15 protein-coding genes and 1 tRNA gene are annotated in these 26,184 nt (G+C 34.3%); 5 read left to right on the top strand and 11 right to left on the bottom strand.

From position 1 onward, the window contains the following. Positions 1 to 16: 16 nt before the first annotated feature. Together ACP7AT_RS03365 and ACP7AT_RS03360 are read right to left on the bottom strand one after the other, a co-directional pair. Positions 17 to 3,073, bottom strand: coding sequence for a TAT-variant-translocated molybdopterin oxidoreductase (locus ACP7AT_RS03365; protein ID WP_426062940.1), 3,057 nt, complete (start codon positions 3,071 to 3,073; stop codon positions 17 to 19). A gap of 29 nt (positions 3,074 to 3,102) precedes the next feature. Then, entirely contained in the window at positions 3,103 to 4,437 is a 1,335-nt protein-coding gene (locus ACP7AT_RS03360; protein ID WP_426062939.1) for a c-type cytochrome, read from the bottom strand. 215 nt (positions 4,438 to 4,652) lie between these two features. On the opposite strand from ACP7AT_RS03360, the gene ACP7AT_RS03355 reads away from it, so the two are divergent. Beyond that, positions 4,653 to 5,042 (top strand): SPOR domain-containing protein, encoded by a 390-nt coding sequence (locus ACP7AT_RS03355; RefSeq protein ID WP_426062938.1) that lies wholly within the window; start codon positions 4,653 to 4,655, stop codon positions 5,040 to 5,042. A 519-nt stretch (positions 5,043 to 5,561) separates the two neighbouring features. Here the strand turns inward: ACP7AT_RS03355 and ACP7AT_RS03350 are convergent. The 4 genes from ACP7AT_RS03350 to rimP all read right to left on the bottom strand — a co-directional run bounded on the left by ACP7AT_RS03350 (position 5,562) and on the right by rimP (position 11,481). Then, a complete protein-coding gene (locus tag ACP7AT_RS03350; protein WP_426062937.1) occupies positions 5,562 to 6,662 on the bottom strand; it encodes a DUF6563 family protein in 1,101 nt (366 codons plus the stop codon). A gap of 77 nt (positions 6,663 to 6,739) precedes the next feature. Continuing rightward, a complete protein-coding gene (gene infB, locus ACP7AT_RS03345) occupies positions 6,740 to 9,637 on the bottom strand; it encodes a translation initiation factor IF-2 (protein WP_426062936.1) in 2,898 nt (965 codons plus the stop codon). Between the two features lie 112 nt (positions 9,638 to 9,749). Continuing rightward, on the bottom strand, positions 9,750 to 11,003 hold the full coding sequence (nusA, locus tag ACP7AT_RS03340) for a transcription termination factor NusA (protein WP_282710868.1): 1,254 nt from the start codon (positions 11,001 to 11,003) through the stop codon (positions 9,750 to 9,752). A gap of 13 nt (positions 11,004 to 11,016) precedes the next feature. Further along, on the bottom strand, positions 11,017 to 11,481 hold the full coding sequence (rimP, locus tag ACP7AT_RS03335) for a ribosome assembly cofactor RimP (protein WP_426063064.1): 465 nt from the start codon (positions 11,479 to 11,481) through the stop codon (positions 11,017 to 11,019). Between the two features lie 175 nt (positions 11,482 to 11,656). On the opposite strand from rimP, the gene ACP7AT_RS03330 reads away from it, so the two are divergent. Further along, positions 11,657 to 12,481 carry a universal stress protein gene (locus ACP7AT_RS03330; RefSeq protein ID WP_426062935.1) on the top strand — a complete coding sequence of 275 codons (825 nt, stop codon included), beginning with the start codon at positions 11,657 to 11,659 and terminating at the stop codon, positions 12,479 to 12,481. A 131-nt stretch (positions 12,482 to 12,612) separates the two neighbouring features. Here ACP7AT_RS03330 and ACP7AT_RS03325 read toward each other — a convergent pair. Then, positions 12,613 to 12,683: transfer RNA gene (locus ACP7AT_RS03325), tRNA-Gln, on the bottom strand. Positions 12,684 to 12,921: 238 nt separating this feature from the next. On the opposite strand from ACP7AT_RS03325, the gene ACP7AT_RS03320 reads away from it, so the two are divergent. Then, positions 12,922 to 16,203 (top strand): glycosyltransferase family 117 protein, encoded by a 3,282-nt coding sequence (locus tag ACP7AT_RS03320; protein ID WP_426062934.1) that lies wholly within the window; start codon positions 12,922 to 12,924, stop codon positions 16,201 to 16,203. Positions 16,204 to 16,275: 72 nt separating this feature from the next. Next, positions 16,276 to 16,932, top strand: a complete 657-nt coding sequence (locus tag ACP7AT_RS03315; protein ID WP_426062933.1) for a polysaccharide deacetylase family protein — start codon at positions 16,276 to 16,278, stop codon at positions 16,930 to 16,932. Here ACP7AT_RS03315 and ACP7AT_RS03310 read toward each other — a convergent pair. The 3 genes from ACP7AT_RS03310 to ACP7AT_RS03300 form a co-directional block, all read right to left on the bottom strand. Further along, entirely contained in the window at positions 16,929 to 17,225 is a 297-nt protein-coding gene (locus ACP7AT_RS03310) for a thioredoxin family protein (RefSeq protein WP_114754879.1), read from the bottom strand. The genes ACP7AT_RS03315 and ACP7AT_RS03310 overlap by 4 nt on opposite strands. Positions 17,226 to 17,298: 73 nt before the next feature. Further along, complete coding sequence (locus tag ACP7AT_RS03305) at positions 17,299 to 18,534, bottom strand: metallophosphoesterase (protein WP_426062932.1); 1,236 nt, start codon at positions 18,532 to 18,534, stop codon at positions 17,299 to 17,301. A gap of 204 nt (positions 18,535 to 18,738) precedes the next feature. Further along, positions 18,739 to 20,232 carry a hypothetical protein gene (locus ACP7AT_RS03300; RefSeq protein WP_426062931.1) on the bottom strand — a complete coding sequence of 498 codons (1,494 nt, stop codon included), beginning with the start codon at positions 20,230 to 20,232 and terminating at the stop codon, positions 18,739 to 18,741. 368 nt (positions 20,233 to 20,600) lie between these two features. On the opposite strand from ACP7AT_RS03300, the gene polA reads away from it, so the two are divergent. Then, entirely contained in the window at positions 20,601 to 23,444 is a 2,844-nt protein-coding gene (polA, locus tag ACP7AT_RS03295) for a DNA polymerase I (protein WP_426062930.1), read from the top strand. A gap of 83 nt (positions 23,445 to 23,527) precedes the next feature. Here polA and ACP7AT_RS03290 read toward each other — a convergent pair whose 3' ends face one another. Next, positions 23,528 to 26,173 (bottom strand): hypothetical protein, encoded by a 2,646-nt coding sequence (locus ACP7AT_RS03290; protein WP_426062929.1) that lies wholly within the window; start codon positions 26,171 to 26,173, stop codon positions 23,528 to 23,530. Positions 26,174 to 26,184: the final 11 nt, after the last annotated feature.

The following is a 26,184-nucleotide window of genomic DNA, read 5'->3' as shown; positions in this document are numbered from 1 at the left end:
ATTAATTATTTTTGTACTAGGTATTTCTAACTTTAACGTGATAAATCACATTTGGTTTTGTTCCAACATGCTCCAATAAATGATACATCCTTTCGTCAGTAGCTAATTTAGATACTACGCCTTCTTTATCATTTATATCGCCAAATTTCATTGCCCCATTAGAACAAGCATTTGAACATGCCGTTTGAAATTCACCATCAACAATAGCTCTTCCATCGTTTTTAGCTTTCAAAATTGTCGCTTGGGTCATTTGAATACACATTGAACATTTTTCCATAACTCCACGAGAACGAACATTAACATCTGGATTTAATACCATACGTCCTAAATCATCATTCATGTGATAATCAAATTCGCTGTTTTTGTTGTACAAGAACCAGTTAAAACGACGCACTTTATAAGGACAGTTGTTAGCGCAATAACGTGTTCCAACACATCTGTTGTAAGCCATGTGATTTTGACCTTGACGAGAGTGTGAAGTCGCAGCAACTGGACAAACCGTTTCACAAGGCGCATGATTACAATGTTGACACATTACCGGTTGAAAAGAAACCTGTGGGTTATCACCCGCTTTTTCCATTTCATTAAATGTAGACAATGAACTTGATAGACCTGCGATATTTTCTTTTCTTTCGTTATCGCCTTCAAAAGTGCTTTCAGAAGAATAATATCTGTCAATACGCAACCAGTGCATATCACGACTTCTTCTTACTTCTGATTTTCCAACAACAGGAACGTTATTTTCTGCATGACATGCAATTACGCAAGCGCCACAACCAGTACAAGCATTCAAATCAATTGAAAGATTAAAATGATGACCTACCGAACGATCAAAAGAACTCCATAAATCTACTTTAGTTGCCTCAACTTCTTTGTGATCCAATGAAACCATTGGTTGTTCATTCCAAACGTGAGCATCTTTTGTATTGAAAATTTCTAGAGAAGTTTCTTTAATGATATCTCCTCTTCCCATTAATGTTTTCTGACCTTGAACACAAGCAAACTCATGTTCTCCTCCGGCTTTCGCCAAAGTTACAGATTGTACATTATTAAAACCTTTATATAAAGAGTAAGCGTTTAAACCTACCATCATTTCTTCTTTCAAAGCCGCTTTACGACCATAACCTAATGCTAAACCAATAGTCCCAACAGCTTGACCTGGCTGAACAATTACCGGAACATTTTCTAATTTAAGTCCATCAACAGTAGTAATAGTGGCATAACTTCCGTTCAAACCACCGTTTGCTACAATTTCATTAGATAGTTCATATTTCTTTGCATCTGCATTCGAAACAGTAACATAATTATCCCAAGAAACTCTAGTAATTGGATCAGGAAACTCTTGCAACCAAGGGTTATTGGCTTGTTGTCCGTCTCCCATACCTGTTTTTGTGTATAAAACAAGTTCTAATCCTTGAGCAGCTTTTGATTGTGCCAAAGCATTTGCAGCAGCAGCAAAATCGGCAGAACCACCAGCAGAACCTGTAACAGCTCCTACGTAAATACCATCATGCAACACTTTATTCCAAGAGGAACCAGCTATTATTGTTGATGCATTAGCTTTAATGTAATCATAAAACGCTACTGTTGATCCATTCAATGACAACAATATATCTTGAAATTGTTTTGTATTAAAAAGTGGACGAATTGTAGGCTGAGTAATTCCATAAGTACCTTTTGTGATACTTACATCATTCCATGATTCTAAATAATGAGGAACAGCGGCAGCAATAGTACTTATTAAAGCCGTTTCATCTTCTTTTAATGAAAACGCCACTGATGTTTTTACTTTTTTAAGTCCTTCAACAAAAGAAACACTATCTGCTAAAGTATACACCGGATTAACACCACTCATTAACAAAGTATGAACACTACCCGCTTTCATATCATTGACTAACTGTGTAACTTTTGCATCAGAGCCTTTTCTGATTTGTCGTACTCCAGAAGTACTGAAAGCTTCACTTGCCAGCACTTGGTTGATTGCCAAAACTAACAATTGAGCATTTTTATCTTGAATACCAGAGACTAAAACTCCTTTTGAACCAGCAGCTTTCAACTGTTGAGCCGCTTTTGTAACTTCTGCTTTAAATTTATCTTCTAAACTTACAGCAACAGCAGAACCCGTTACAATATTATAAATATGAACTAATGCTTGTTTTTGATTCGCAGTAGACATTGGCAAACGCTTATCAGCAGCAGCACCAGACAAAGTCATATTTGCTTCTAATTGGAAATGACGAGACATTTTGCCTGCCTTAGGAATTCTTCCTTTAGCATAACCCGAATCATAACTTCCACCTTGCCAATCTCCAAGAAAATCAGCTCCAACAGAAACAATAAGTGAAGCTTTAGAAAAATCATAATCAACCAAAGCTCTTTCTCCATACACTGTTTCGAAAGCATCTAATGCTGCAGATTCAGATATAGCATCATAAACAATATGTTTAGCATTTGGATTTTTACCGATAAATTCAGCTATCAATTTTTCAGTTGACGGACTGGCTAATGTATTCGTCAAAAGCACTACTTGACCACCTTTTGCAGTGGCATCAGCTATGCTTGATTTAATTTTAGAATCAACAGCAGACCAAGTTGAATTTTTACCTTCAATTTTAGGTTCTTTCAAACGCATGCTATCATACAAAGAAAGAATTGAAGCATGAATTCTTGCGTTAGCACTAAACTTAGCTCCCGCAATAGTGTTATTGTCTATTTTAATAGGACGCCCTTCACGAGTTTTCACTAAAAGATTAGCAAAATCAAATCCATCAAAAACAGAAGTTGCATAATAATCCGCCACTCCAGGGATGATTTGTTCCGGCTGAAGAACGTAAGGTATAGACTTGTTCACAGGACCTTCGCAAGCTGCAAGCGTCGCTGCCGCAGTACTAAAACCAACGTACTTTAAAAAATCACGACGTGATGTTGACGAAGATGACAAAGCGTCATTATTTCCTAAAAATTCATCAGTAGGAATTTCTTCAACAAATTCGTTATTTCTAAGCGTCTCAACAATAGAACTATTTTTGTCTAGTTCTTCAACACTTTTCCAGTATTTTTTGTTTGATGACATATATAAATATTAAAATCTTAATAATTTGATTAATAGTGGCATTTACCACATTCCAAACCTCCCATTTGTGCCGCAGTCAACTTGTCTACGCCATATTTTTTAGAAAGTTCATCATGAATTTTTGTGTAATATTCGTTGCCTTCCATCTTAACCTCTGTTTTTCTGTGACAATTAATACACCAACTCATTGTGAGTGGAGCAAATTGTTTTTGGATTTCATACTCCTGAACAGGACCGTGACATGTTTGACATTCAATTCCAGCAACAGTTACGTGTTGAGAGTGGTTGAAGTAAACAAAGTCAGGCAAATTATGGATACGAACCCATTTAACGGGTTGCGTTTTACCAGTGTAAGTCTGTGTTGTTTGATCCCAGCCAACAGCTGTATACAATTTTTGAATTTGTTCATCATAAAAAGCTTTGCTATACTCCGGTGTAGCTGTCGATTCGGCAACTTCCGCAATATTTTTATGGCAATTCATGCACACATTTAAAGATGGTATTCCACCATTTTTACTAACTCTTGCCGCAGAATGGCAATACTTACAGTTAATTTCATTGTCTCCAGCATGTATTCTATGTGAATAATGGATTGGCTGGATTGGAGCGTAATTCTGATCTACACCAATTTGCATTAGATACCCATAAATAAAATAAGCACCAGCCAACAGCAAAAATACCGAAGTGACTAGGACCAGAAATTGATTTCTGGCAAATGCTTTCCAAATCGGAGTTGTTGGTGTTTTTGGAGCTATAACGATGCCATTAACTTTAGCAACTTTTGTTAAAACTTGATTCACCAAGAACAGCATTACAACTAAAATAATCATAACAAGAGCTAGAGCACCTAAGATAATGTTATTAGACATTCCATTGTCTGCTACGGCAGCACCAGGTACCGCTTCAGTCCCACCAGCAACTGCAGCAGGCGCTTCTGCTTTTGGCTCTGACGTGTATGCAATGATATTATCAATATCAGCATTAGATAACTGAGGAAAAGCCGACATCACTGCCTTGTTATTTTCTTCATAAACCTTTACAGCCTGAGCATCTCCAGACTTAATCAAGTCAGAACTGTTTTTAATCCACTTGTAAAGCCACGGCATATCATATTTACCAGCTATACCTCTTAGAGCAGGACCTGTAGCTTTAGCATCTAATTTATGGCATGCAGCACAATTTGCATTGAACAATTCTTTACCTTTTACAGCATCTCCACCAGTTACCGCGGCAGGGGCCGCAGCTGCATCAGTCACCGCAGGAGCAGCTTCTTGAGCAAATGAAGTTAAAGAGAAAATTACCGATGAGGCTAAGCCCAGAAATAATTTCCTTGTGATCGAATTATGGTTACCCACCTTTTTCATATAGTATAAAGATTATCTACTAAAATTTGGCACAGTTTTTTCTAAATGAATTGTAAAAACTGCTCCTTTATTTTAAAACTTGGACAAAAATACGACTTAAGAACTGTTCTCAAAACCTTAAAATAGTCTTAATTTCAATTTATATCTATTCTAAATAACATTTGACGTTTAGCATCATTCCTTAAATATTACTTTTGCACAAAAACAATCACATTATGAGAATTTTAGCCATTCAAAAAGCCTTTTTTATCTTTATTACAATATGTATTTCAAGCCTCAGCGCAAGTGCACAAGGTGGAAATATTACAATAAAACAAGATTCCAAATTCGAACAATTATTAAACGAAAAGCGAAAAACAAATATTTCTACTGCAGAAAATGACCGATATAAAATTCAAATTTTCAGTGGTGAAAGTGATAAAGCTAAAAACACATTGAATCAATTTAGGCAAGAATTCAGCGACTTAGATGGCACCATTATCTTTTTCACTCCCATTTACAAAGTTTGGATTGGAAATTTTAAAACACGAATTGAAGCTGAAAGAAACTTAATCGAAATTAGAAAAAGATACACTAATGTACATTTGATAAAACCTGTAAGCTAAAAATTATACTTCTTTTACATTGCAATTTTCAATGGATATAGGAAGGTAGCAGCAAGCAAAAAAGCAACACGTCTAGAGTTGCTTTTTTTGCTTTTTGTCTATCCTTTTAAACCAAAATCCAAAGATATTTACGCAACATTTCACCTTAAATTTAGCAAAGTAAGGAAATTCATTTTTTGTTTGAATTTGTCAACTGACACCGTTTACAAATTACTTAAGATTGACGATATATCCTCGCTAGGGATTTCACAAAGTATGTATAGTAAAAAAGATTACTTATGTTGTATAAGTTCAAACTTCTTTTATAAAATACTTACATGGGTGTGTTTTATTGTAAAGATAAACCGAGTTAGATTAATTAATAATTGAGATAAATAAATGTACAATCTAATATAAAACAATATCAATTATATTAAATTTTAACAAAATGAGCCCGATAAAATATCGAGCTTATCAAAATCATATTATTCATGAATTTATTTAAAATTTTGCTGCAGTTCAAATCAGGTATCTTTTTTATTAATGAGCTATTGTTTCTTGATAATATTTTTTAAGAATAGTTTTTCTATCCGAACTGCTTTTCTTGCTGTTTTTAAAATCTTTGAAGAGTACTGGATATGGCACCAGCATTGCTTTCATTTCATTATTTGATAAAAAAGAAGGCTGACCAGAATAACAATCAATAAGCATTGGCACTGAAGAGCTACTTGTCGCGGAAGCAATGACTACACCAATTAGCCCGAACATTGCGCCCATAGCAACAACATTATTGGTATTATAAACTACATTTTCTACATAATATTTACTTCCAATTATTTCGGTTTTCGCATAATATTTTGCGTTTGCATACTTTGATACATTTACATAAAAAACGTTTCCATCACTGAATCCGTAATAATTCAACTCTTTCGATTTAGTCGTTTTATTAAGCAAACAAAATCGCTCATTTTTGCTCGTCATTTCAAAATTACTATCGTTAAGCGGATTATTATTTAAAACGTCGACGTAGGTCAAATAAACACCCTTAGACGGAACCGCATCAAGTGTTTTACTTTTAATATTCTGATCAACATCAAAAACTATAGAAGTCTTATCATTATCGCTCGTTTTCATATAATTAGTTAAACATTCCTGCAAAACTTTTTTCAATCTTTCATCGTGTTTATTAGTAACATCCATACCACTACTTTCTGCCGAAGCGGCATATGTCCCTACGATATAGTCAATCCCTTCTTTAGGCTCAATAATATCGACGACTAAAGTCGCATATCCTGTTTCAGACATTGCTCGAGTAAGTTCAGAAACATATAATTCATTAATACGAATAGAGATTTCAGACTTATTTTTTTCTTTTGGACAGACAATAGCAAGGTAACCCGAAAATTCATCTATTATTGGATTTTCAAAATTCGCTAAAACTTTTCTGTTGAATCCTCCTTTTTGAACGGTACCAATATTTTCTTTAAACTGTCTACCATCGTAAACATTTTCGACATAAAAATTAAATTCTGAAACTTTATCATTTTTGTCTTTTAAAGATATTTTATGATATTCCGTTATATTTTGAGAACATGCAACGGTGTTAATTCCAATAAAAAATAATATAAGTAATTTATTCATGGATCAATTTTTTAGTAAGTTATAAAAATAAAAAAAATCCCGATTGCTCGAGATTTTAGTTTTATAATACTGAAATTTTATTTCAACTTCTTTTTGATAGCTACTTCATGGTACGATTCAATAACATCTCTCTCTTCGATGTCATTATATCCTTTTACTTGAATACCACAATCATAACCTTTGGCAACTTCTCGCACATCGTCTTTAAATCGCTTTAAAGCTAAAAGCTCTCCGGTAAAGACTACCACACCATCTCTGATAATTCTCATTTTGGCGTTCTTAACAATTTTACCATCCATTACCATACTTCCGGCAATTGAACCTACTTTAGAGATTTTAAATATCTCTCTGATCTCAGCTGTACCCAGAATTTCTTCTTTCATTTCCGGAGCTAACATTCCTTCCATGGCATCTTTCAAGTCATCAATGGCAGCATAGATGATAGAGTAGTAACGGATATCGATTTCCTCTTTGTCTGCTAATTGTCTTGCATTTCCAGCAGGACGAACATTAAATCCAATAATAATTGCATCTGAAGCAGAAGCTAACATTACATCAGTTTCAGTAATTGCTCCAACACCTTTGTGGATAATATTAATTTGAATTTCTTCAGTAGATAATTTAGAGAATGAATCAGACAAGGCTTCAACAGAACCATCCACATCTCCTTTAAGGATAATGTTTAATTCTTTAAATTGACCCAATGCAATTCTACGTCCAATTTCATCTAACGTAATATGACGTTGTGTACGTACGGATTGTTCACGCATCAACTGAGAACGTTTTGAAGCAATTTGTTTCGCTTCTTTTTCGTCTTCAAAAATATTGAACTTATCACCCGCAGTTGCTGCTCCATCAAGACCAAGAACTGAAACCGGAGTCGAAGGACCCGCAACAGTTACAATGTTCCCTCTTTCATCATGCATGGCCTTAATTTTACCATGATGCTTACCCGCCAACATATAATCTCCAATTTTCAATGTTCCGTTTTGAACTAATATTGTACTAACATATCCTTTTCCCTTGTCAAGGAAAGCTTCAACAACAGTTCCAGAAGCCGCTTTATTTGGATTTGCTTTCAAATCTAAAAGTTCCGCTTCTAATAATACTTTTTCTAATAATTCTTTCACGCCTGTTCCCACTTTCGCAGAAATATCATGAGATTGAATTTTTCCACCCCAATCTTCTACAAGTAAATTCATACCTGCTAATCTTTCTTTTACTTTTTCAGGATTAGCATTTGGCTTATCAATTTTATTGATAGCAAAAATGATTGGAACTCCAGCAGCTTGAGCATGGCTAATTGCTTCTTTGGTTTGCGGCATAATGTCATCATCAGCAGCAATCACAATAATAGCAATATCTGTGACTTGAGCACCACGCGCACGCATCGCAGTAAACGCTTCGTGACCCGGTGTATCTAAGAATGCGATTTTTTGTCCGTTATCCAAAGTTACTCCGTAGGCACCAATATGCTGTGTAATTCCTCCAGATTCACCTGCAATAACATTTTCTTTACGAATGTAATCCAGTAACGATGTTTTACCGTGATCGACGTGACCCATTACGGTTACAATTGGAGCTCTGAAAACTAAATCTTCTTCTCTGTCTTCAACGACCTGAATTGCTTCTTCGATGTCTACAGTGATAAATTCAACTTCATAACCAAATTCATCAGCAACTATAGTCAAGGTTTCTGCATCAAGACGTTGGTTCATGGTAACCATGATTCCAAGTGACATACATGTACCAATAACTTTAGTAATTGGCACATCCATCATGATGGCAATTTCACCAACTGTAACAAATTCAGTAACCTTTATAGTTTTACTTCCTTCGTCAATCGCTCTTTGTTCATCATCAGACTTCTGACGGTGCGTATCTCTTTTGTCTCTTCTATATTTAGCCGCTTTAGATTTACCACCTTTACCTTGTAGTTTCTCTAAAGTCTCTCTAATTTGATTTTTAACTTCTTCCTCAGTAGGCTCAACTTTGGCAACAATTGCAGGTCTGTTTCCTTTTACAAAACCAGGTCTTGCACTTCTGTTTGCGTTGAATCCACCGCCACCTACATTAGGTGTAATCTTGTTAGGATTTGGTGCACCAGGAACTCCTGGTACTGCAGGCGGTCTTGGAGCACCTGGTTTGGGAGCAATCCTTTTACGCTTGTTTTTATTTGCATTGGCTGCAGCCGAACCTGGAGCACCCGGTTTATTCGGAGTGATTTTTGGTTCTTCTTTTTTCTTTTTCGGTTTATTGAATTGCGATAAATCAATTATTTGACCAGTTAAAGTAGTTCCCGATAGTTTTTGATATTGCGTTGTGATAGTTTCATCAACAGGCGCTTCATCAACTTTAACTGCTTCGGTTTTGGCAACAACTTTTGGTTCCGCAGCGACTTCTTTTACAGCCTCTGTTTTCACCTCTTTTATTCCAACAACAGGTTTTGCCTCTTTTTTGTCTGTAACAACTTTTTCTTCCAAAGGTTTTTCTGCTGACGGTTTTTCAGCTAAAACTTCTTTTTGAACAGCTTTTACCTCAGCGATCTTAACAACCGGAGCCTCCACTTTTTCAACAGCTTTTACAGGCGGTACTATTGAAGGTTTCTTACGATTCAGATCAATCTTACCAACTTGAACAGGAGCAGCTATTACCGCTCTCGCTTTTATAACCTCTTGTTGCTTCAGACGATCTTCCTCTAGCTTACGTTTGTCTTCAATTTCTTTTTCTCGTTCTAAACGCAAAGCTTCTTTTTCTTTTCTTTTCTCTTCGCCAACTTCTTTTGAAGCTTCTTTATTCCCCTTGTCACCAGCAAACTGACCGCACAAGACATTGTATACATCATCAGAAATTTTTGCGTTTGGATTTGCTTCAATAGCAATCCCCTTATCTTTTAGATAATCCACAGCTCTTTCTAAAGAAATATTCAATTCCCTTAAAACTTTGTTTATTCTAATAATTCTCTCTTCAGACATAAAACCTTTTTATTATTACCTTTTTTGTTATTCCTCACTTTACTCCCAACTCGATACCTACCGAGCAAGAATTAATTGTAAAGTGGCATGTTTATCGTTGAAGACACATTGACTAACTATCAAATTCTTCTTTCAATATTCTCATTACATCCAGAATTGTTTCCTCTTCTAGGTCTGTTCTTCTTACTAAATCTTCTACATCTTGTTTTAAGATACTCTTTGCTGTATCCAAACCAATTTTTGCAAACTCTTCAATAACCCAGTCTTCAATTTCATCCGAAAACTCTGTTAATTCAACATCATCCTCATCAGCTGTAGCACCTGCAACATCTCCTTCACGAATAACATCTAACTCATAGCCAGTTAATAAACCTGCTAATTTAATGTTATGCCCACCACGACCAATAGCTTTTGAAACCTCTTCCAGTTTCAAGAAAACTTCTGCTCTTTTTGTATCTTCATTAATTTTAATAGAAGACACTTTTGCAGGACTTAATGCCCTTGTAATAAACAACTGTATGTTGCTGGTATAATTGATAACATCGATATTTTCGTTTCCTAATTCCCGAACAATTCCGTGAATACGAGACCCTTTCATACCTACACAAGCTCCAACAGGATCAATTCTGTCGTCATAAGAATCTACGGCTACTTTTGCTTTCTCACCAGGTATCCTTACCACTTTTTTAACCATAATTAAACCGTCAAATACCTCAGGAATTTCTTGTTCAAACAATTTTTCCAAAAACTTCTCAGAAGTTCTAGACATAATAATTTGAGGCTTATTTCCTTTTAATTCAACGCTTTCTATTATTCCTCTAACATTATCTCCTTTACGGAAAAAGTCAGAAGGTATTTGTTTTTCTTTAGGTAAAATGATTTCATTTCCTTCATCATCAACCAAAATCACAACTCTTGGGCGCACGTGGTGCACTTCAGCAGTATAAATATCGCCTATTAAATCTTTAAATTGTTTGTAAAGATTTGTATTATCATGTTCATGAATTTTAGAAATCAAATTCTGACGTAAAGCTAAAATTGCTCTTCTTCCTAAATCAATTAATTTTACTTCTTCGGAAACTTCTTCACCAATTTCAAAATCAGGCTCAATTTTTCTAGCTTCAGTTAAAGTAATCTCAAGATGGTCAAAATCTAAGTCTTCATCCGCAACGATTACTCTTCTCTGCCATATCTCCATATCTCCCTTATCAGGATTTATAATGATATCGAAATTATCATCTGAACCGTATTTTTTCTTCAATGCATTTCTAAATACATCTTCTAAAATTGCCATAAGCGTTACACGATCAATAAGTTTATCATCTTTAAACTCTGAGAATGAATCGATTAATGCTAAATTTTCCATGCGAATTCTTTAATTAAAATGTTACTGTAACAATTGCTTCTTTAATGTCTCCGTAATGAAGTTGTAGTTCTTTTTGAACTGTTTCCTTTCCTTTACCTATTTTTTTCGGCTCTCTTGCTTTCCATGACAAAACTACAAAATCATCATTAGCTTCCACTAATTCTGCTTCAATTAATTCTGCCCCAGTCTTCAAAATCAATGTGCGCCCTATATTTTTCTTGTATTGTCTTATTAATTTCAATGGCGAACCTACTCCTACCGACGCTACTTCTAAAGAGTAATCCTGCTCTTCGCGATCCAGTTCATTATCTATAAAACGACTTACATCGATACAGTCCTGAAGTGCTACCCCATTATCCCCATCTAAAGTTACAATAACCTTGAAAGCATCAGTAATAATAAGGTCTATCAAAAAAATTGATGGCTTTTCTAAAAGGCATTCCGCCAATAACGAATTTACTTTTTCTTTAAATGTCATATTTTTATAAAAAGAGGGGACATTTAGTCCCCTCATTATCTAGATTTTAATAAATAATGGTGCAAATATAGTGTTTTTTTTGTAAACTAAAATAATCGATTGCTGTAAAATAATTTCTTACCTTTATTAGTGTATCAAAATAGCAGTAATTACCATAATTTAACACTTCTTAATTATGAAACGCATTTTAGTCCCGATCGATTTCTCCGAACATGCTGAAAACGCTCTAAAAGCAGCTGCCATAATCGCAAAAAAGAACAAATGCGAGATCTTTTTACTACATTTATTAGAACTACCAAACCAAATGAGTGACGCCATGAAAAATGGCGGCAGTATTCCTGAAGTAATGTTATTCATTAAAAAAGCGAATGAAACCCTGCAAAAAATAACCGAACAACCCTTTTTAAACGGACTCTCTATAAATACTACTATTCAATTTGAAAGAGCATTTGACGGAATTTTATCGTTCAACAAGAAAAACAAGATTGACTTAATTGTTATGGGATCTCACGGAACTTCCGGAATCGAAGAAACACTTATTGGTTCTAATACCGAAAAAGTGGTGCGCCTCTCCGAAGTTCCAGTTTTAGTTATAAAAAAAGATGTTGGCGAAATAAAATTTAAAAACATTGTATTTGCATCTGATTTTTCAACAGAAATCAAAAAACCTTTCAAAAAAATGATTGAATTCGTTGAAATTTTTGATGCAAACCTGTTGTTAGTGATGATTTGCACCCCAAATAGCTTCAAGGCTACTGTTACTGCTGAAAAAACAATGAAAGAATTTATCGAAAACTATGATATAAAAAACTACTCTTTACATATTTTTAATGATGCCAATATTGAAAGTGGTATTTCCAATTTTTCAAAGACTGTTGATGCAGATTTAATTGGTCTTTGCACTCATGGCAGAACCGGATTGGCACATTTTTTTAACGGAAGCATAAGTGAAGACTTAGTGAATCACACCACAAAACCTGTAATTACTTTTAAAATCTGATGGATGTGAAATTTGAACTGTAATAAATAATCAATCCTAAAATTGATAAATCCAGGAACAAGGTATTAAGTAGATAATTCTGTTTAAAAATAAAAAAAAAAAACCTCTCAAATTATGAGAAGTTTTCTTTGTTGGTCTACAAGGACTCGAACCTTGAAAGACTGCACCAAAAACAGTTGTGTTACCATTACACCATAGACCAGTGTTGCTGTTAAGCGAGTGCAAATTTATACTAATTTTTAGTTTGCGCAAACTTTTTTCGTCTTTTTATCAAAAAATATTTTTCTAAAATTAAATTTAATTTCAAAAACAAACGAAAAAGATTCATAGTCAACACGTTATTCAATTACATTACTTTTCCAGAAAATAGTGTTAATGCTATGCAGGTTAAACAAAAAAACATTTTCTTTGTGACTTACAATTAAATTAAACTTTAGTACATGGATAAAGCACCATTCAATTTTAATAAATGGAATACAATTATTGGTTGGCTTACATTTGGAATCGCATTATTGACCTACACGCTCACCGTTGAGCCCACCATGAGTTTTTGGGATTGCGGCGAGTACATTGCCACAGCGGCCAAATTAGAAGTTGGCCACCCACCAGGAGCTCCTTTATACCAGATGATTGGTGCTTTCTTCGCCATGTTTGCTGCAGATGAAACTAAAATTGCCTTAATGGTGAATATGATGTCCGTGTTTTCAAGTGCTTTTACCATTTTATTCCTATTTTGGTCTTCCTCGATGATCTTAAAAAAATTAGTCTCCCGATTTTCAGAATTAAACAGAAACAATGAAATTGTAATCTTAGGAAGCTCGCTTGTAGGCGCTTTGACGTATACTTTTTCTGATAGTTTTTGGTACAATGCTGTTGAGGCCGAAGTTTACGCCATGGCTTCCTTATTTATTGCTTTATTATTTTGGCTCGGATTACGCTGGGAACAAGACATGAACAAACCGAGAGGAAATAAATGGTTATTAATCATTTCACTTGTTGTTGGACTCTCGTTTGGAGTTCACTTCATGGCTCTATTAACAATCCCTGCAATTGGATTTTTATACTTTTTCAAAAACTATAAAGTTGTTACAGTCAAAAGTTTCCTTATTGCGAACGTGGTGGTAATCGCTATTTTACTTTTTATATTCAAATTACTTCTTCCTATGACCATGGGATTCTTTGGTAAAACCGAAGTTTTTATGGTGAATAGCTTAGGATTACCGTTTGACTCCGGAACTATATTAGTCACTGTTTTACTGGCTGCGCTGTTTTATTTTGGATTAAAATACACCAACAATAGAGGTCTTGCAAATTACAACACTTTAATTCTCTGTGTTCTTTTTATCCTAATCGGATTTTCTACCTGGACAATGTTACCAATTCGTGCCAACGCTAACACCGTTATTAACGAAAACAAACCTTCTGATGCACGTGAAGTTCTTGCGTACTATAACAGAGAGCAATACGGTGTAAACCCATTGTTTTACGGTCCTCAATACACCGAAGCTTTTTCAGGTTTAGACGAAGACAATCCTTATCTGGACAAAGCCCCCAATTATGAAAGAGATTACAATACAGGAAAATATGTTATTGTCAATAATTTCAAAAATGCCGAACAAAATACGGATGACAACCACAAAACTATTTTACCAAGAATGTGGAGTGGTGATCATATTGAAAACTACATGAATTTCACAAATCCGCCAGAGTTCAGATTAAATCCTAATTATTCGTACGAAGACGATCTGGCCAAATATGGAATTGACCCAAGTCAACTTAGTGAAGAAGAATATAATAAAGCGATCGCACAACTGAAAAATGAAACCGAAAAAATCGTTAACGAATTTAGACAAGCTTACGCTCAAAAACAAATTGACAACGAAGGTTATATTAAATTTTTAAAAAGTTACGGTGATTATTTATTGGTTGACAAACCAACAACCGTTGATAATATTGGCTTTATGGTTGAATACCAATTTGGCTATATGTATTGGAGGTATTTAATGTGGAATTTCGTTGGTCGTCAGAATGATGTTCAGGGAAGGTACGATTACTTAGACGGGAATTGGCTTAGCGGAATTTCATTTATAGACGAATTACACTTGGGCAGTCAAGAAAATTTACCATCAGATGTATTGAACAACAAGGGTAGAAATGTCTATTTCTTTTTACCGTTTATTCTTGGTTTAATAGGTTTAATGTACCACGCCAATAAGGATTTAAAAAGTTTTTACGTTCTGCTGGCTTTATTTCTTTTTACAGGAATAGCATTAAAAATATACTTGAACGAAAGACCTTTTGAACCACGAGAACGGGATTATGCGTTAGTTGGCTCTTTTTACGTGTTTGCCATCTGGATTGGTTTTGGAGTTTATGCATTATACGAAAGCATCCAAAAATATTTAGCTCCAAAAATTGCCGGCCCAATAATTATCTGCGCCAGCTTATTGGCTGCTCCTGTATTAATGGCTGCTCAAAACTGGGATGATCACGATCGTTCAGGAAAATCTACTGCTGTAGCCATGGCAAAAGCATACCTTACTTCGTGTGATCCTAATGCTATTTTATTTACCATTGGTGATAACGACACTTTTCCGCTTTGGTACGCCCAAGAAATTGAAAAAGTAAGAACGGATGTCAAAATTGTAAATACTAGTTTATTCATGACGGATTGGTATATCGATCAGATGAAAACCAAAACATACGAGTCAGATCCATTACCTATTTCATTTACACACGATCAGTATGTGGGAGATAAATTGGATTATGTGGCACATATTCCAAAAGTGGAAACCCGTTGGGATATAAAAGATTTTATTGATTTTATAAAAAATCCAAAATCAACGGTTGAAATGCAAAACGGACAAACCATTCATTTTTATCCTACGAATAAAATTAGGATTCCAGTTGACAAAAACGTCATTATGCAAAATAAAGTAGTTTCTGCTAAATACAATGATTCTATTGTTCCCTATATTGATTTGGATATAAGTAAAAATGCATTGTACAAAAACAGATTAATGATGCTGGATATTGTTGCCAATAATAATTGGAAACGACCTATTTATTTTAGCGGAGGCGCGTTTGATGACGAAGATTACATCTGGATGAAAGAGTATCTTCAATTGGAAGGAATGGTATACAAATTAGTACCGATAAGAACAATTATTCCTAAAGATGGAGGCCCGCTTGAAATGGGACAAATAGACTCCGATAAAATGTATGAAAAAGTAATGAAATGGGATTGGGGAAACAGCGAAAGCAAAACCATATATCACGATCCTGAAACAAGAAAAAACAGCATTAATTATCGTTCATACCTTTCAAGATTAATGAATCAACTGATTATTGAAGGCAAAAAAGACAAAGCAAAAATCATAATTGATTTGGCTATGACAAAAATGCCTTTGGAATATTTCGGTTATTACTCTCTTTTAGAGCCTTTTGCTGGTGGTTATTATAAAATTGATGAAAAAGTAAAAGCACGACAATTGCTGGAAAAACTAATCGGTAAGTATCAAGAAAACCTCAACTATTACGGTAAACTTAAATCTTCCGAGCAAAGTAGTATTGCAACTCCTATAATAATCGATATCGAGCGTTATAGAAGCCTTTTGCAAGCCATGAAAGAAAATGGAGATTTAGATTTTTACAAGAAGCATAAAATCACTTTCAACACGTACATCAAAATGTTTGAACGTTTTGGAAGAGAGAAAGAGTAATTTTAAATTCAATTAGAAAAAATAGCGGTGTTGAAAAATGTCGCTATTTTTTTTTAATCTTAAAACTAAAAAATGAAATTTTACTGGGTCAAGACAAATTGGATCATCAAAAAAATATTTTCTAATTATACTTGGGATGTTTCCAATTCAGGAAATACCGTATATCTCACTTTCGATGACGGACCTATTCCAGAAATTACAACATGGGTTTTGGAAGAATTAAAAAAATACGACTTGAAATCTACTTTTTTTTGTATTGGAGAAAATATTGAGAAGCATCCCGAAATATTCAAAAAAGTAATCAGCGAAGGTCATGCCATAGGAAACCACACTTTCAATCATTTAAACGGATGGAAAACGCCGACTGAAGCTTACATTAAAAACATTAAATTGTGCGAAGAAGTAATCGAAAAAACTACAGATTACAATTCAAAATCTAAATTATTCCGTCCGCCTTACGGCAAATTAAAAACCGCTCAAGCAAGAGCAATAGAAAAATTGGGATATGAAATAATTATGTGGGATTTACTTAGCGCAGATTTTGATACAACACTATCTAAAGAACAATGTTTAAATAATGTGCTGTCAAAAGTAAAACCCGGAAGTATTATTGTGTTTCACGATAGTATTAAAGCCTTCAAAAATCTTGAATATGTTTTACCAAAAACACTGGCTTTTTTAAAAGAAAATAATTTTAATTGTGATGTTTTGCGACATAAACAATTTTAGAATTGTTCCTGAACGATTCCAATAAGCGTATTGGCATCTAATTCGCCAGATTGTCTCCAGATCATTTGACCTTGTTTGTAAATCATCAATGTTGGCAAACCTTTGATGCGCAAAGCATCTGCTAACTCTTGATTTTTATCTACATCAATTTTTATCACTTTCGCTTTATCGCCAAGAGCTGCTGCTACATCTCTGATAACAGGATGCATTGAAACTGAAGATTCGTTCCACTCTGTATAAAAATCAATTAATACAGGCACTTGAGTATTTATAAGTTCTCCAAATTTTGACATAAAACCAAAAATTTAATTTTTAAAATTCACTAAAAAGAGATATTTATTTTACAAATGTAGCATTTTAAACGAATTATGCCACATTAACGCCTTTTTTTAGTTCAATGACTGTTATTTCCGGCATAATACCTACTCTACCTGGATATGCGTGGAAACCAAATCCTCGATTGACATAAACGTATCGTCCAAGATTTTCATATAAACCAGCCCATTGCTTGTAAACATATTGAGCCAGGCTCCATTTGAAATAACCCGGAATTTCGATACCAAATTGCATTCCGTGCGTGTGACCAGAAAGCGTAAGGTGATAATGTTTCTCATCATGTTGCACGACATGCTCCCAATGTGAAGGATCGTGACTCATCAAAATCTTGAAATCTTCTTTCTTTAACGGTCCCCCAGCTTTATTTAAATCTCCGGCCTGCTTGAAGTTATGACCCCAGTTTTCGACACCAACCAACGCTATTTTAGCTCCTTCTTTTTCGATAAAAGTATGTTCATTCAGCAACAAATTGAAACCAATTTCCCCATACAAACTTTTTATAGCTTTAAAATTCTCTTCTTTGGCAGCCTCTGTTGGCCATGTTACATATTCGCCGTAATCGTGATTCCCCAAAACGGAATATTTACCATATTCGTGTTTTTTAATTCTATTGAAAGTTTCTATCCAAGGATGCATTTCCTTGGCATCCGTATTTACGATATCACCCGTAAACAAAATCAAATCTGAATTTTGTTCATTAACTAAATCAATAGCGTAATTAATTTTTTCCGGGTTATCAAAACTTCCGCTGTGAACATCCGATATTTGAGTAATCTTAAACCCATCAAAAGCTTCTGGCAAATCCGGGAAAAAAATACGTTGTTTGATTACTTTATAATTGTATTTTCCAATGGTCACACCATAAATTAAAGATAAAAAAGGAACTGCCGCTAACCCTAATCCTATTTGACTGACGAACTTTCGTCTGGAGTTGAGGAAATCCGTGCTCTTGTCATAATCGACAAAATAATTTACGGTTCCTGCTCCCAATCTAAAAATATCTTCGCTCATTAGGACAAGAGTCAAAATCAATTTGGGAACATAAACAATAAGCAGTAAACCTACAACACCCATCAATTGCCTAGTTTGCCCTGAATTTCGATCAAATTGCATCAAAGAATAAACAATATATACTAAAACCAGTAGGCTTATAAGCTGAATTGAAAATAATACTGGCTTTGATTTTATTAAAGTTTTTAATACCTGAAAAGTATATAGCTCAATAATAAGAAGGATGAGACACAAGAATACGATACGAAAGATCATTTTAATCAAATTTTACACAAAATAACAAAACAATTGATGAAAACGGTTTCTAATTAATTAAAATTTAACGGTTTCCCATCCTTCTTAATTGTGTGTCTATTTTTTTAATTAATATAAATCACTTAGTAAAATTCGATTTCAATTTAAAAAACCGCATTATTTAAAAAATTAAATAATGCAGCTTTTCTTTTTCACTAATTCCAACTATTTCAAAACTAAGGTCATGTTTGGGGTTATTATAATATCCGTATTCACTGTTGAAGTAAAACGTTGCGCATATACTTCAATATAATCATTCGTAGTCAATTCTACCAAAGCATTTAGTGGCAACACAACAATATCACTTGCAACTGTACCTCGTCCATAAATTTTATATTGAGTAACAACCGCTCCGTTTTTCGCAATATAAATAATATAAGTCCCTGGATTTGAAACCTGAAAGGAAATAGCGCCTGTCACTTGAAAAAATCTCTTCTTCTTTCCTAAATAGACTAATTTATTGTTGGTCAAACCGGTAGAAAATCTAAATAAATTTGTTGAAGCCGATTCCCCTAGAACTTTAGTAATATTACTAGGGTTATTTGTATTGAAATTAGTAGCGGCGCCAGATCCAACGGGATAGTCTACCGAAAACTCTCCTACAGCTGTAGCATCAGTTTCAGTGGGTATGCCTGCACAACGAACATTCCAGTTATTATTAAAATTATATCCCGTATAGCCCCCAATTGTGTATCCATTTACATATTTTCCGGTAGACAATGCACCTGTAAAAACAACGGTCTCCATAACTGCATCTCCAGTGATTGTTGGATTAGAAGAAACGTCAAAGCCAATACTCGTTCCAGAAACCTCGCTGAAACCTCCTTGTTTTTGCACTAAACCAAACGTCCCTTGTAATGTTTCATAAGTCCCTGTATTGTTGCTAAACCAACCTGCATTACCAATTAATAATTTACTGATAGTATTATAAACGATACCAGTAGTATTCCCAACAAATTGAACAATATTAACGAATACTAAGCCAAAACCAGTTATGGAACCAACATTTGAAGAAGCTACAACAATAGCGTCCCTAAAAATTAAATTTTGCGTTGCCGCTCCACTTAAGTTAAATACCTTTCCCCCTCCAGTGACCTGAATTGTTACGTTGCGAATACTCCCTCCTGTTGCGCCATCAAACAGATTTCCAGATGTTCTGACCAACTTATCCTCATTTACATCCTGACCAGAAACATAAGCATTATTCAATTCTATCGGCAAATCGACCATGATGGTTCCGTTAATTTCATATAAGGTTGTTGCATCCAAAAGATATTTATTTCCATTTCCTGCAGATTTCTCGGCCGCCAAAACCGTTGATAATACATCTGTAGATTTAATTCTCTTAAATTTTAATCTACCGGTAGTACCGCTATTAATAACATTCCAAGACGTTATAGAAGAATTGTAATGATAAAAAGATTTTAAATCCGTGTCGTACACCATTAAACCGTCAGCTGGAGATACAATGGCAACACGTTGTGCCGTTGTCATTCTGGGTGTCAACAATCCTTGAGTTGTAGAGGACACATCTAACACAGAACTCGCATTCGGAGTAATAGTTCCAATGCCTACTTGAGCAAATACATTTGTTGTTATTGTCATAAAAAATAACAAACAGGCTGGTAATACTTTTTTAGTAAAGTAATGTTTTTTCATTACGAATAAATTAAATTATTAAACTTCAACACTATAATTCAGCTTTTTAAGCTAAAGCTCAAAATTATACTTTACATCGATTAAATACTAATTTAATCGATTAAACACACTTTTTTAAATTTATTATGCTCATAATCTTACATTTTAATAATACTAAAAATATCCATTTTACTTTTTGTAATTATTTTCTTGTGTATAAAAGATGGTAAAATATCTATTCCAAACAAAATGATAAAATTTAGATTGTACTTTCAATTTATTCATTTCAAAATTGGATTTCATGGCGCATCTTAAAAGAAATAATTCGAACCTTTACTCCTTTATCTGCCAAGTTTCGTACTTTTGAAAACTTTACAAAATCACAATTCATGTCACAACAGAAACGACTTTTTCTCCTCGATGCTTATGCCTTAATCTTTAGAGGTTATTATGCTTTCATAAAAAACCCAAGAATCAACTCTAAAGGACTCGATACATCAGCCATTATGGGATTTATGAATTCCTTGATGGATGTTATAAAAAGAGAAAAACCAGACCATTTAGCCGTTGCATTTGATAATGGAGGAAGCCAATTGCGAAATGACATATTTCCCGATTACAAAGCCCATCGAGATGCCACTCCCGAAGCCATAAAAATTGCCATTCCATACATACAAGAACTATTGAAAGCCATGCACATTCCTATTATTGAAGTAAAAGGATATGAAGCTGATGATTTAATTGGGACTATTGCAAAACAAGCTGAAAAAGAAAACTACAAAGTCTTTATGGTTACACCAGATAAGGATTTTGCACAGCTTGTTTCCGAAAATATATTTATGTATAAACCCGCCCGAATGGGAAATGGAATAGAAATTTGGGGGATTCCTGAGGTTTTGGCAAAATTTGAAATCGAACGACCAGATCAAGTAATTGACTTTCTTGGAATGATGGGCGATGCTGCCGATAACATTCCGGGACTGCCCGGCGTGGGAGAAGTAACGGCTAAGAAACTTTTAAAGGAATTTGGAACTATGGAAAACCTTCTGGCCAACACAGACAAGCTGAAAGGAAAAATGAAAGAGAACATTGAAGCCAACAAGGAAAAAGGATTATTGTCCAAAACTTTAGCAACTATTCTTCTGGATTGTCCCGTTATTTTTGACGAAACAGATTATGAATTATCCACTCCTGATGTCGAGAAAACGGATGCGCTATTCAACGAATTAGAATTTAGACGAATGGCGGAACAATTTGACGCTATATTTAAAAAAGGCGGAACTGCCTCTAACAACACCAACCCAGTTGATGAAACCAAATTATACAAAAAACCTCAAGCTAAAAACGAAGAACAGTTCGACCTTTTTGGAACTACCATTCATGACGATTCTTCTGAAGAAACACGTCATCAATATTACAGTTCATTAGCAAATACAGAACATTCGTATCAGATAATCCTAGGGGATTTAGGACTGAAATTGCTGTTACAAAATTTACAAAAACAAACTTCAGTATGTTTTGATACCGAAACAACGGGTTTAGATGCTTTACATGCAGAGTTGGTTGGAATATCATTCTCTTACGAAAAAGGAAAAGGATTTTATGTTCCGTTTCCGGAAAATCAAGAGGAAGCACAGGCTTTAATCGAGAAATTCATTCCTTTTTTCGAAAATGAAAGCATCGAGAAAATTGGTCAAAATTTAAAATATGATTTAAAAATTCTTTCTAATTATAATGTTACCGTAAAAGGAAAGCTATTCGATACCATGATTGCACATTATCTTATTAATCCGGATATGCGTCATAATATGGATATTTTATCGGAAACGTATTTAAAATATTCGCCTCAATCCATTGAAACATTAATTGGAAAAAAAGGAAAAAACCAGAAATCAATGCGCGATGTTGAACTGGAAGAAATCAAAGAATATGCCGTTGAAGATGCCGATGTAACCTTGCAACTCAAAGAGATATTCACTTTGGAATTAGACAAAACCGGTACCAAAAAACTTTTTGAGGAAATCGAAATTCCATTGGTAAAAGTCTTGGCTGATATGGAAAAAGAAGGTATTCGTGTAGACGTAAATTTCTTGAAATCGCTTTCGAAAACATTGGATGATGATATTAAAATTTTAGAAGCGAACATATTTGAAACTGCCGGTGAAAAATTCAATCTCGCTTCCCCAAAACAATTAGGTGATGTTTTATTTGACAAATTGAAAATTGGTGGTGCAAAGCAAAAGAAAACCAAAACCGGTCAATACGCAACGGGAGAGGAAATCTTAAGTTATTTAGCCGCCGAAAACCCAATTGTAAAGGACATTCAGGACTGGCGACAATTAGTGAAACTGCAAAACACCTATGTTGATGCGCTGCCCAATCAAGTAGATGAAATCTCTCGCCGCATTCACACCGATTACATGCAAACTGTTGCCGCAACAGGTCGTTTAAGTTCCAATAATCCTAATTTACAAAATATTCCGATTCGTACGGAACGTGGTCGACAAATACGGAAAGCATTTGTGGCCCGAGATGAAAATTACACTTTGGTTTCTGCGGATTATTCTCAAATAGAATTGCGTGTAATTGCCGCATTAAGCGGGGAAGAAAACATGATAAAGGCATTCCAAAATCATGAAGACATTCACAAATCTACTGCTTCTAAAGTGTTTAATGTCCCGCTTGAAGAAGTGACACGTGAGCAACGAAGTCATGCCAAAACGGTAAATTTCGGAATTATATATGGAGTTTCAGCTTTTGGACTGAGCAATCAAACTTCATTGTCCAGAAGTGAAAGTGCGGCTCTGATTGAAGCGTATTACCAAACTTATCCAAGATTAAAATCCTATATTCAGGAACAAATAGAATTTGCCAGAGAGAACGGCTATGTGCAAACAATCCTTGGCCGTCGCCGTTATTTAAAAGATATCAATTCACAAAATGCCATTGTTCGTGGCGGTGCAGAACGAAACGCGGTAAACGCGCCGATACAAGGAAGTGCCGCCGATATTATCAAAATTGCGATGATTAACATTCATCAAAAACTAACCTCCGAAAACTGGAAAAGCAAAATGCTGCTACAGGTTCATGATGAACTTGTTTTCGATGTGCATAATTCGGAACTCGAAAAAATCAAACCAATGATTAAACACGAAATGGAACATGCTTACACACTTGCTGTTCCGTTGGATGTTCATTTAGGATCAGGAAAAGATTGGCTGGAAGCGCATTAAAATTATCTTTTATTCTACCCAAAAAAAATCTCTAATCATTTAAAAACGAGTAGAGATTTTTTTGTTAATTGTCGTGTTCAAAACTAGAAATTCCAAGAAAAAGTTACCAGAAAATATCTTGGCAGTAAAGTGCTTCTAAAAATATTGGTAGAATAATCGTTATTCTGAATTTGCTCAAAGTTTTTTTCATTAAATAAATTTTTCAATTCTACACCTAACCGCCACTTATTCTGTTTGGCTTGATAATCAAAACTACTGCTTAAAAATAAAAAATCGATACTTTTATCGTCACTATTTGGAAGAAAATAATCCGCAGAAACAGTCCATTTCCATCGCTTAAACGGGGTCACCAAAACGCTAAAGGTTTCTTGAAAACTAGAATTAGTGAATTGTTTCTGTTGACCTTGACTTTTTGCGACTGAATTTTGAAAAACAGAAGTGCTTTCAAAATTCACAGCAAAGTCAAATGCAGTTTTACAGAATAATTCATTTCTAAAAAAATTAATTTCATTATTTCTTAATTCCGAACTATTTATAATGTTTTTAAAATTAGAATAATTGAACGTGGAAGTTAATTTAAATGTAGATTCTAGAAAAGGAATGTATTTTGAAACTCTCATGTTCGCAGTCAAATCATTTGTCCATTCCGGCAAAAAGAAATTATTAACTACGGTTGTGTTTTCTGTGATGATTGCGTTAGAAAAGAAGTTCCCTTTAACTTTTTGGAAATTAATATCGGTAATAAATTCAAATTGATTAAACAAATCATTTCTTGTATAATCTAGGCTGTAATGTTGCCTTTTTTGTAATTCAAGCGAAGGTGTGTTGTTGTAACTAACTCGGTTATTAACAAGTATTGGATTTTGAAACAAGAAGGCTTCAGAATTATACAACTGCTTATATCCCATTGATGCATTCAAACTTGCTAGGGTCGAAATACGATAGGAAGCACTCAAACTAGGCTCAAAAATAAAATCCCGTTGTACATCACTTTGATCTACAACATAATCATTCCTTTTTTGCAACAAGTAGCGAAAGCTGCCACCAGGAGAAATACGCCACCTACCTTTATTAAAATGATAATTAGTGGAAAGAAAAATAGATTGTTGCACATAATTAAATCTGTTTTCGCTAATCTGATTATTCTCTGAGACTAAATTAGAATTAAAAGGATTTTCCTCTAAAATAGATCCTAAATTAAAATCGTATTTATTTTTTTTGATAGAGCCAAAAAATTTAAAAGTCCCTTCTAAATAATTTTTTCTAAAAGCACTTTCTTGCGTATCAATTCCATTTCCTGAATTAAACACTGATGGGGATATAATTAATTTTTGGGGACGATAATTGGTTGCTTGATAAAATGAGCCTTGAATTGCTTTGTTTTCGCTGAACTTATTTGTCCACAGCAACCGTTGCTTAAATAATATATCCTTCGAGGTTAAATTGGAACTAAACACATCCACTTCGTTTCTAAGAATACTGATTGGTGTCGCTATACTTTCTTCCTTTATCCTAGAGGTATATTCCAATGAAGATTTTTTGGACATAGTATATTTAATTTCTAAATCACCTCTATACTGTTCAGGCTTTTTAATATGGGAAGTATAATCTGATGTAGCAAAAGATTGATTGTTGATTTGAAATTGGTTTTCAACTAATTCGTTCCTGACTATTATATCCCTAATATAATAACCGTTTGTTTTTATACTTAAATGTTTTCCTATTTTAAAAATGCTGTTAAAATTACCAAAAAACTGGTTGTTAATATTCGCCCGCTCATTTCCCAGAGCACTAGAAAACATTGTTTCAGGTATTATTTTCATGGCATTTATGTCCCGCTCACGCAATTCCTCTGGATTTAAGTTAAAACCTGAATAATCAAATGGCGAAGTATTTTTGCCGATTGTATTGTAATTTAATGTGCCAAATGATTTGAAATTTTTAGTGATTCCTAAAAGCGTGGCACTGTCATCATGCGCCATCTTTCCTTTGTCGAAAAGACCTACTCCAGTCGTTATATCACCTGAAAAATCCAGTCGGCCCTTTTTTAAGATCAAATTCAAGGAAACCTTATCGTTTTGTTCTATTCCTTTAAGCAAAGGGTTTTCTGCATAATGATCGACTGCCTGCACTTGGTCGACCATATCTACATTGATATTTTTAGTTCCAACTGTATAGTTGTACCCAAATAAATTATCGCCTTCTAGTGTAACAGTCTCTATTTCTTTTCCCTTATATTTTATTCTACCTGAATTAGGCTCTACTGTTATACCAGGTAACTTTTTTATGATATCGTCTATCTTTCGTTCACTCCCATCGCGATATGCTGTCACATTATATTTTACAGTATCCTCAACTATCTCAAATCCTTTTTTCTTGGCAAGAATAACTACTTCTTTAAGATTTATTTTTTGCTCATTTTCTATTCTAAATTCTAGATTATAACTCTTGAGCGGTTCAGGATTTTCTATTATTTGTGTTGGAATTACAAATCCGTTTATTTGTACCTCGACCATGATTGCAGTGTACTTTTTTTTCAGAGAAATTGTAAAATTACCCTTTTTTACAGGAGTAAATTCCTTAATAAGTGCTGTGTTAGCAGCATCTTTAAACAATATATTAGCTGCATTGATCGGGTTGTTGTTTGCATCATAGACACGCCCCTTAATTGTTTGAGCGCAAATACTACTAGTCACGAATACGAGTAAAAAAGAGTAAAGTACCTTCATTAATACTACTT

It is taken from the genome of Flavobacterium sp. DSP2-3-1 (assembly GCF_049896865.1).
Taxonomy (GTDB): Bacteria; Bacteroidota; Bacteroidia; order Flavobacteriales; family Flavobacteriaceae; genus Flavobacterium.
The sequence above is the reverse complement of the archived record's forward strand: the minus strand, read 5'-3'. Positions and strand labels throughout refer to the sequence as shown.

What these genes read in the sequence shown, in the direction of transcription:
- ACP7AT_RS03365 (WP_426062940.1), bottom strand. Translation starts at nt 3,073, where the DNA reads ATGTCATCAAACAAAAAATACTGGAAAAGTGTTGAAGAACTAGACAAA.
- ACP7AT_RS03360 (WP_426062939.1), bottom strand. Translation starts at nt 4,437, where the DNA reads ATGAAAAAGGTGGGTAACCATAATTCGATCACAAGGAAATTATTTCTG.
- ACP7AT_RS03355 (WP_426062938.1), top strand. Translation starts at nt 4,653, where the DNA reads ATGAGAATTTTAGCCATTCAAAAAGCCTTTTTTATCTTTATTACAATA.
- ACP7AT_RS03350 (WP_426062937.1), bottom strand. Translation starts at nt 6,662, where the DNA reads ATGAATAAATTACTTATATTATTTTTTATTGGAATTAACACCGTTGCA.
- infB (WP_426062936.1), bottom strand. Translation starts at nt 9,637, where the DNA reads ATGTCTGAAGAGAGAATTATTAGAATAAACAAAGTTTTAAGGGAATTG.
- nusA (WP_282710868.1), bottom strand. Translation starts at nt 11,003, where the DNA reads ATGGAAAATTTAGCATTAATCGATTCATTCTCAGAGTTTAAAGATGAT.
- rimP (WP_426063064.1), bottom strand. Translation starts at nt 11,481, where the DNA reads ATGACATTTAAAGAAAAAGTAAATTCGTTATTGGCGGAATGCCTTTTA.
- ACP7AT_RS03330 (WP_426062935.1), top strand. Translation starts at nt 11,657, where the DNA reads ATGAAACGCATTTTAGTCCCGATCGATTTCTCCGAACATGCTGAAAAC.
- ACP7AT_RS03320 (WP_426062934.1), top strand. Translation starts at nt 12,922, where the DNA reads ATGGATAAAGCACCATTCAATTTTAATAAATGGAATACAATTATTGGT.
- ACP7AT_RS03315 (WP_426062933.1), top strand. Translation starts at nt 16,276, where the DNA reads ATGAAATTTTACTGGGTCAAGACAAATTGGATCATCAAAAAAATATTT.
- ACP7AT_RS03310 (WP_114754879.1), bottom strand. Translation starts at nt 17,225, where the DNA reads ATGTCAAAATTTGGAGAACTTATAAATACTCAAGTGCCTGTATTAATT.
- ACP7AT_RS03305 (WP_426062932.1), bottom strand. Translation starts at nt 18,534, where the DNA reads ATGATCTTTCGTATCGTATTCTTGTGTCTCATCCTTCTTATTATTGAG.
- ACP7AT_RS03300 (WP_426062931.1), bottom strand. Translation starts at nt 20,232, where the DNA reads ATGAAAAAACATTACTTTACTAAAAAAGTATTACCAGCCTGTTTGTTA.
- polA (WP_426062930.1), top strand. Translation starts at nt 20,601, where the DNA reads ATGTCACAACAGAAACGACTTTTTCTCCTCGATGCTTATGCCTTAATC.
- ACP7AT_RS03290 (WP_426062929.1), bottom strand. Translation starts at nt 26,173, where the DNA reads ATGAAGGTACTTTACTCTTTTTTACTCGTATTCGTGACTAGTAGTATT.